The 6,598-nt window shown below is 70.8% G+C and carries 7 protein-coding genes; 6 read left to right on the top strand and 1 reads right to left on the bottom strand.

Annotated elements, in window-relative coordinates:
• The first annotated feature begins 52 nt into the window (after positions 1-52).
• From Q7S93_RS07605 to Q7S93_RS07615, 3 genes are all read left to right on the top strand, one after another.
• Positions 53-643, top strand: coding sequence for a DNA-3-methyladenine glycosylase I (locus Q7S93_RS07605; protein WP_304713261.1), 591 nt, complete (start codon positions 53-55; stop codon positions 641-643).
• Positions 643-1,335, top strand: a complete 693-nt coding sequence (locus tag Q7S93_RS07610) for a ribonuclease HII (protein ID WP_304713263.1) — start codon at positions 643-645, stop codon at positions 1,333-1,335. The genes Q7S93_RS07605 and Q7S93_RS07610 overlap by 1 nt, the downstream gene beginning before the upstream one ends.
• A 79-nt stretch (positions 1,336-1,414) precedes the next feature.
• Positions 1,415-2,503, top strand: coding sequence for a site-specific DNA-methyltransferase (locus Q7S93_RS07615; RefSeq protein WP_304713265.1), 1,089 nt, complete (start codon positions 1,415-1,417; stop codon positions 2,501-2,503).
• Positions 2,504-2,790: 287 nt separating this feature from the next.
• On the opposite strand, the gene mutY is transcribed toward Q7S93_RS07615, so the two are convergent.
• The gene (gene mutY, locus Q7S93_RS07620) at positions 2,791-3,837 is read right to left on the bottom strand and encodes an A/G-specific adenine glycosylase (protein WP_304713266.1); all 1,047 of its coding nucleotides are present in this window, start codon (positions 3,835-3,837) and stop codon (positions 2,791-2,793) included.
• Between the two features lie 82 nt (positions 3,838-3,919).
• Between mutY and Q7S93_RS07625 the strand changes: the two genes are divergently transcribed.
• From Q7S93_RS07625 to Q7S93_RS07635, 3 genes are all read left to right on the top strand, one after another.
• The gene (locus Q7S93_RS07625) at positions 3,920-4,471 is read left to right on the top strand and encodes a DUF721 domain-containing protein (RefSeq protein ID WP_304713268.1); all 552 of its coding nucleotides are present in this window, start codon (positions 3,920-3,922) and stop codon (positions 4,469-4,471) included.
• A gap of 108 nt (positions 4,472-4,579) precedes the next feature.
• A complete protein-coding gene (locus tag Q7S93_RS07630) occupies positions 4,580-5,197 on the top strand; it encodes a DsbA family protein (RefSeq protein ID WP_304713270.1) in 618 nt (205 codons plus the stop codon).
• A gap of 22 nt (positions 5,198-5,219) precedes the next feature.
• Positions 5,220-6,598, top strand: a 1,379-nt coding sequence (locus Q7S93_RS07635) for an AAA family ATPase (protein ID WP_304713272.1), incomplete at its 3' end; no start/stop codon positions are given.

Below are 6,598 nucleotides of genomic sequence, written 5' to 3' on the forward strand. Positions count from 1 at the left end.
AGGGGGAACCTCGTCACTTGCGAGCCCGGAAAGCCCCGACGACACTCCGCCCATGAGCAGCGAGCTGATTCGATGCGGGTGGCGCGGCATGGCGGGGGACCCGCTGTACGAGGCCTATCACGACACCGACTGGGGCGTGCCGGAGTACGATCCCCGGGCGCTGTGGGAGAAGCTAGTGCTCGACGGCTTCCAGGCCGGGCTCTCCTGGATCACCATCCTGCGCAAGCGCGAGGCCTTCCGCGAAGCCTTCGCCGGCTTTGATCCGGAGATCGTCGCCCGCTTCGGCGAGGCCGACCGCGCCCGGCTGATGGAGAACGCCGGCATCGTGCGCTCCAACGCCAAGATCGACGCGGCGATCTCCAGCGCGCGAATCTACCTGGACATGCGCGAGCGCGGCCAGGACCTGTCGAGCTTCCTCTGGGCCTTCACCGACGGCAAGCCGATCCAGAACCGCTGGAGCGAGATCGGCCAGGTCCCGGCCCAGACGCCGCTGGCCGTGGAGGTGTCCAAGGCGCTGAAGGCGCAGGGCTACAAGTTCGTCGGCCCGGTGATCGTCTACGCCTTCATGCAGGCGGTCGGCATGGTCAATGATCACCTCACCTGCTGCTTCCGTCACGACGACGTCGCGGCTATGAGCGCCTGATGGCCCGCAAGCCCGCCCCCCTGCGCGTTGTCCCCCAGCTCGCTGTCCCCGACCTGCTGCTGGAGACCGCCTGTCCGTCGCCCGTCTGCGGCGTGGACGAGGCCGGGCGCGGGCCCTGGGCTGGCCCGGTCAGCGCCGGGGCGGTGATCCTGGATCCGGCGCGCATTCCCGCGGGCCTGAACGATTCCAAGAAGCTGACCGCCAAGGCCCGCCAGGGCCTGGAGATCGAGATCAAGGCCAGCGCCATCGCCTGGGGCGTCGGCTTCGCCTCGGTGGACGAGATCGGCGAGCTCAATATCCTGCACGCCGCGGGCCTGGCCATGTGCCGGGCCATTGAGGCCCTGGAGGTGACGCCGGTCTTCGCCCTGGTGGACGGCAACTATCCCTTCAAGCTGCCCTGCCCGATCAAGACGGTGGTCGGCGGCGACGGCAAGTCCCTGTCCATCGCCGCGGCCTCGATCCTGGCCAAGGTGGCCCGGGACCGGCTGATGATCGAGATGGACGAACGCTATCCCGGCTACGGCTTCGCCGGCCACAAGGGCTATGGGGCGCCGGTCCATATCGACGCCCTGGAACGCCTGGGTCCCTGCGAGATCCATCGCGCCAGCTGGTCGCCGGTGCAGAAGGTGCTGCGCGGCGAGCGCATCACCGGCGACCCTGCCGGACTGGATCTCGCAGCCTCCGAGCCTTAACCCCTCGTTCACCACGTTTCGCAACGGCCCCTTCACCACGATGGGGGAAGATTCCCTTCTGTAGATCCGAGGGGCGTCCATGAACTTTCCCGCCGAAACCATCATCCAGGGCGATTGCATCGAGGAGCTGAAGAAGCTCCCGACGGGGTCGGTGGACCTGGTCTTCGCCGATCCGCCCTACAATCTGCAGCTGGGCGGCGACCTGCTGCGGCCGGACAATTCCAAGGTCGACGCGGTCGATGACGACTGGGACCAGTTCGAGAGCTTTGCGGCCTATGACGCCTTCACCAAGGCCTGGATGGCCGAGTGCCGCCGGGTGCTGAAGGACGACGGCGCCCTGTGGGTGATCGGCAGCTATCACAACATCTTCCGCGTCGGCGCGACGCTGCAGGACCTGGGCTTCTGGATCCTGAACGATGTGGTGTGGCGCAAGTCCAACCCCATGCCGAACTTCAAGGGCACCCGCTTCACCAATGCCCATGAGACGCTGATCTGGGCGGCCAAGTCCCGCGGGGGCCGGCGCTACACCTTCAACTACGACGCCATGAAGATGGCCAATGACGAGCTGCAGATGCGCTCGGACTGGACCTTCCCCCTGTGCACCGGCGAGGAGCGGATCAAGGACGCCACCGGCGCCAAGGCTCATCCGACCCAGAAGCCCGAAGCGCTGCTGCACCGGCTGATCCTGGCCTCGACCAAGCCCGGCGACCTGATCCTCGATCCCTTCTTCGGCACCGGCACCACCGGGGCGGCCGCCAAGCGCCTGGGCCGGCGCTTCATCGGCCTGGAGCGGGAGGACGACTATGTGGCCGTCGCCAAGACCCGCATCTCCAAGGTGATCCCCGTCTCGCCCGAGGACGTCCAGGTGACGGGCTCCAAGCGTTCCGAACCCCGCGTGCCCTTCGGCCAGATCGTCGAGGCCGGCCTCCTGCGTCCCGGCGACGTGCTCTATTGCCCCAAGGGCGAGCGGGCCGCCCGGGTCCGCGCCGATGGCAGCCTGGCCGTGGGCGAGATGACCGGCTCGATCCACAAGGTCGGCGCCATGGTGCAGTCGGCGCCGGCCTGCAACGGCTGGACCTACTGGCACTTCAAGACCGACGCCGGCCTCGCCCCCATCGACGTCCTGCGGATCAAGATGCGCAAGGACGCCCCGGCGGTGGCGGCCTAGGGGCGGCCCTCTTCTCGTCCGTCACCCCTCCGGCTCGACCGGAGGGTCCATGGACACCTTGTCTGGCCCTGTGTGCATGGATGGTCGGGTCAAGCCCGACCATGACGGTAGGTGTGGAGAGCGTCGCCCGGGTCGGCAGCGGTCACGTCCACACTCACCCCTACCACCATCACCGTCATGCTCGGCCTTGTGCCGAGTATCCCTGTCGATGGGGGCGCAAGCGTCACGAAGGATCCTGGGCGCAAGGCCAGGATGACGGTGGAGGGGGGGTGGGCGTGGCTCACGCCCTACAGCAGGTTCGACAGTCCTGCCCGGGCGGCCTTCAGGAACACGCTCGGCAGGGCGTCGAGGTCCCGCCTCAGTGTCCAGATCACATCGTCCGCCTCCCCCTCGGCCCGCAGCAGCCGCAGGGTCAGGGAGAAGTGGGTGAAGACGTGCTCCACCTCGCCGACGCTGCGCCAGTCGGCCTGGACAGGCGCATCGGCTTGCGCCTCCTCATCGGACCAGGGCGGCGCACGCCAGTCGCTGGTGGGCAGGGCCAGCATGCCCCCCAGCAGGCCCTTGGGCGGGCGGCGCACCAGGGCGACCTCGTCCCCGCGGGTCAGGATGTAGGCCACGCCGTGGCGATGGGGACGGATCGCTTTGGCGGTCTTGCGCGGATAGGTCTCAGGCGCCCCGGTGGCCAGGCCCGCGCAGGCGCCGGTCAGGGGGCAGCGGTCGCACAGGGGCGACTTGGGCCGGCAGACCGTGGCGCCTAGGTCCATCAGCGCCTGGGCCCAGTCGCCGGGGCGCTCGTCGCGCACCAGGGCGGCGGCCAATGACTTCAGTTCCGGCTTGGCGGCCGGCAGGGGCGTCTCCACGGCGAACAGCCGCGCCATCACCCGCTCCACATTGCCGTCGACCACATTGGTCGCCTCATCGAAGGCGATCGCCGCCACCGCCGCGGCCGTATAGGGGCCAAGCCCCGGCAGGGCGCGTAAGGCGGCCTCGGTGTCGGGGAACACGCCGCCATGGTCGTTCGCCACCGCCCGGGCGCAGGCCAGCAGGTTGCGGGCCCGCGCGTAGTAGCCAAGCCCCGCCCAGGCGGCCATCACCTCGTCGTCCGGCGCGGCGGCCAGGTCGGACACGGTGGGCCAGCGGGCGGTGAACTTCAGGAAGTAGGGCGCCGCATGCGGCACCGTCGTCTGCTGCAGCATCACCTCCGACAGCCAGACCCGATAGGGATCCGACCTCAGGCCAGAACGCCCCTGCGCCGGCCCCGTCCGCCAGGGCAGGCTGCGGGCATGTCCGTCGTACCAGGACAGCAGGGCGGCGCGGAGGGCTTCGGGGTTCACGCCGGCAGACTTAGGCGTTCGCAGCCCCCTTGGGCAGGGGGACTCTCACCTCGCGCCCGTTCGGGTGTATCCTGGCCTTCTGATGGCCCGCCGCCCCCTGCCCGACCTGCAAGAGACCCGCGAAATCCTGGCGCGGCGCCGCTCGCGCCCCGCGCCGCGGCCGCCCCCGCCGGCTGGCCGCGCGCTGAACAAGCTGATCCGCGACCTGGACGCCCGGTTCGGCCAGGGTCCCGGGGCCCTGCAGGCCCGCTGGCGCGAGATCGTCGGCGAACAGATCGCCCGGCGCACCGAGCCGGTGAAGCTGGTCAAGGGGCGCAATGGCGCGGGCGCGGCCCTGGAGATCCGCGTGGCGGGTCCGGCGGCGGCGCTCATCCAGCACCAGGCGCCGGAAATCCTCTCGCGGGTGAACCTGTTCCTGGGCGCGGGCGCCGTGGAGCGGCTGCGCATCGTCCAGGGCCCCCTGCGCCCGCTGGCCCCGACCCCGGCCCAGACGCCGCGGCGGCGGCCCGCCCCCCTGGACGCCGCCCAGGAGGCCGAACTCAGGGATAGTCTGGCCCAGGCGCCGGACGGCCCCCTGAAAGCCGCATTGCTGGCCTTGGGACGGGGTGTGCTGCGCGGCGGCGCGCGACGTTGACATTGGCGCCGCCGCACCGTTCCTGCCTGCGAATGGCCGCATGGGCCGAGCGCAGGGAATCGCGCTTAACTCACTGAACCGGACTTGAGAACAAAGGGCCGACCCCAAATGCCGAACCTCAGCCGCCGCCTCCTGATGGCCGCCGCCGCCGCGACGCTGATCGCGCTCGGCGCCTGTTCGGGCGCCTCCACCGCCGGGTCCGCCGACGGCGACATGACGATGGGCGATCCCAATGCGCCGGTGAAGCTCACCGAATACGCCTCGCTGAGCTGCGTCCACTGCGCGACCTTCAACAACGAGGTCTTCCCGGAGCTGAAGTCGAAATACATCGACACCGGCAAGGTCCACTACACCTTCAAGGAATTCCTCACCCCGCCGGCCGAGGTGGCCGCCGCTGGCTTCCTGCTGGCCCGCTGCGCCGGCGAGGACAAGTATTTCAACGTCATCGACTCCATCTTCCACAGCCAGCGGGAGATGTTCACCAGCGGCGACGTCCGCGGCACCCTGCTGCGCATCGCCCAGTCGGCTGGCCTGAGCGAGGCGGAGTTCCAGGCCTGCGTCTCCGACGAGGAAGGCCTGCGGGCGCTGAACGCGCGGATCGACAAGACCCAGCGTGAGACCCGCATCACCGCCACCCCGACCTTCGCCATCAACGGCAAGGTGGTGAAGGAGGGCGAGATGAGCATTGAAGAGCTCGACGCCGCCATCGCCGCGGCCCAGAACTAGCGGCCGAGGGACCCAGGCGCCCGTGCGCTTCCAGCGGCTTCGGCTCACCGGATTCAAGTCCTTCGTCGATCCGACCGAGTTTCGGATCGAGCCGGGGCTGACGGGCATTGTCGGGCCCAACGGCTGCGGCGAGTCGAACCTGCTGGAAGCCCTGCGCTGGGTCATGGGCGCCAATTCCGCCAAGGCCATGCGGGCCGGCGGCATGGACGACGTCATCTTTGCGGGGTCGGGCAAGCGCCCGTCCCGCAACCATGCGGACGTCACCCTGACCATCGACAATTCCGACCACCGGGCGCCGGCCGCCTATAACGACCATCCGGTGCTGGAGGTGGTCCGCCGGATCGACCGGGGATCTGGGTCGACCTATCGCATCAACGGCAAGGAGGTCCGCGCCCGGGACGTCCAGCTGCTGTTCGCCGACGCCTCGACAGGCTCCAACTCCCCGGCCCTGGTGCGCCAGGGGCAGATCTCCGAACTGATCGCCGCCAAGCCGCAGAACCGCCGCCTGATCCTGGAGGAGGCCGCAGGCGTCTCGGGCCTGCATTCCCGCCGTCACGAGGCCGAGCTGCGGCTGCGGGCGGCCGAGACCAACCTCGCCCGGCTGGACGATGTGGCCCAGGAACTGGCGGGGGGGCTCAACCGCCTGCGCCGGGAAGCCAAGCAGGCCGAGCGCTACAAGCGACTGTCGGGCGAGATCCGCGCCCTGCAGTCGGCCCTGCTCTATGCCCGCTGGGCCGAGGCGCGCCAGGCCGCCGAGCGTTTGCAGGCCGAGGCCGGCGAAGCCGCGCGGGTCGTCGAGGCCACCGCCCGGGCCGCCGCCACGGCCACGACGGAAGCTGCGACCGCCGAGGCGGCCCTGGCCCCCCTGCGCGAGGCCGAGGCCGTGGCCGCCGCCGTCCTGGGCAAGCTCGCCATCGACAAGGACCGCATCGAGCGGGAGGGCGAGGCCCTGGCCGCCGAGGTCGCCCGGGGCGAGGCGGAGATCGCCCGCATCGACGCCGACCGCGGCCGCGAGAGCCAGATGGTCGAGGACGCCCAGGCCGCCCTGGCCCGTCTGGTGGAGGATGTGGAGAGCCTGGAGGCCGCCGTCGCCCAGGCGCCGGAGCGCCTGCCCGAACTGCAGGGCGCCCTGACCGAGGCGGAGATCGCACGCGCCGCCGCAGACGCCGAGGTGGAGCGCCTGGCCACGGCCCTGGCCGCCCAGGAGGCCCAGGCCCGCGCCGCCGCCGCCCGGATCAGCGAGGCGGAGTCCCGGGTCGCCCGGACCCGTCGCACCCTGGACCAGGCCCGCGCCGAGCGGGCCGCCCTGGGCCCGGCGCAGGACCCCGCCCTCATCGAGGCCAAGGCTCAGTTCGACGCCGCCCTGGCCGCCCTCGCCGCCGCCCGGACCCAGCTGGAGAC

Source organism: Phenylobacterium sp. (assembly GCF_030646615.1).
Lineage (GTDB): Bacteria > Pseudomonadota > Alphaproteobacteria > Caulobacterales > Caulobacteraceae > Phenylobacterium.

Coding starts and splice junctions, on each gene's coding strand:
- Q7S93_RS07605 (WP_304713261.1), top strand. CDS start 53: ATGAGCAGCGAGCTGATTCGATGCGGGTGGCGCGGCATGGCGGGGGAC.
- Q7S93_RS07610 (WP_304713263.1), top strand. CDS start 643: ATGGCCCGCAAGCCCGCCCCCCTGCGCGTTGTCCCCCAGCTCGCTGTC.
- Q7S93_RS07615 (WP_304713265.1), top strand. CDS start 1,415: ATGAACTTTCCCGCCGAAACCATCATCCAGGGCGATTGCATCGAGGAG.
- Q7S93_RS07625 (WP_304713268.1), top strand. CDS start 3,920: ATGGCCCGCCGCCCCCTGCCCGACCTGCAAGAGACCCGCGAAATCCTG.
- Q7S93_RS07630 (WP_304713270.1), top strand. CDS start 4,580: ATGCCGAACCTCAGCCGCCGCCTCCTGATGGCCGCCGCCGCCGCGACG.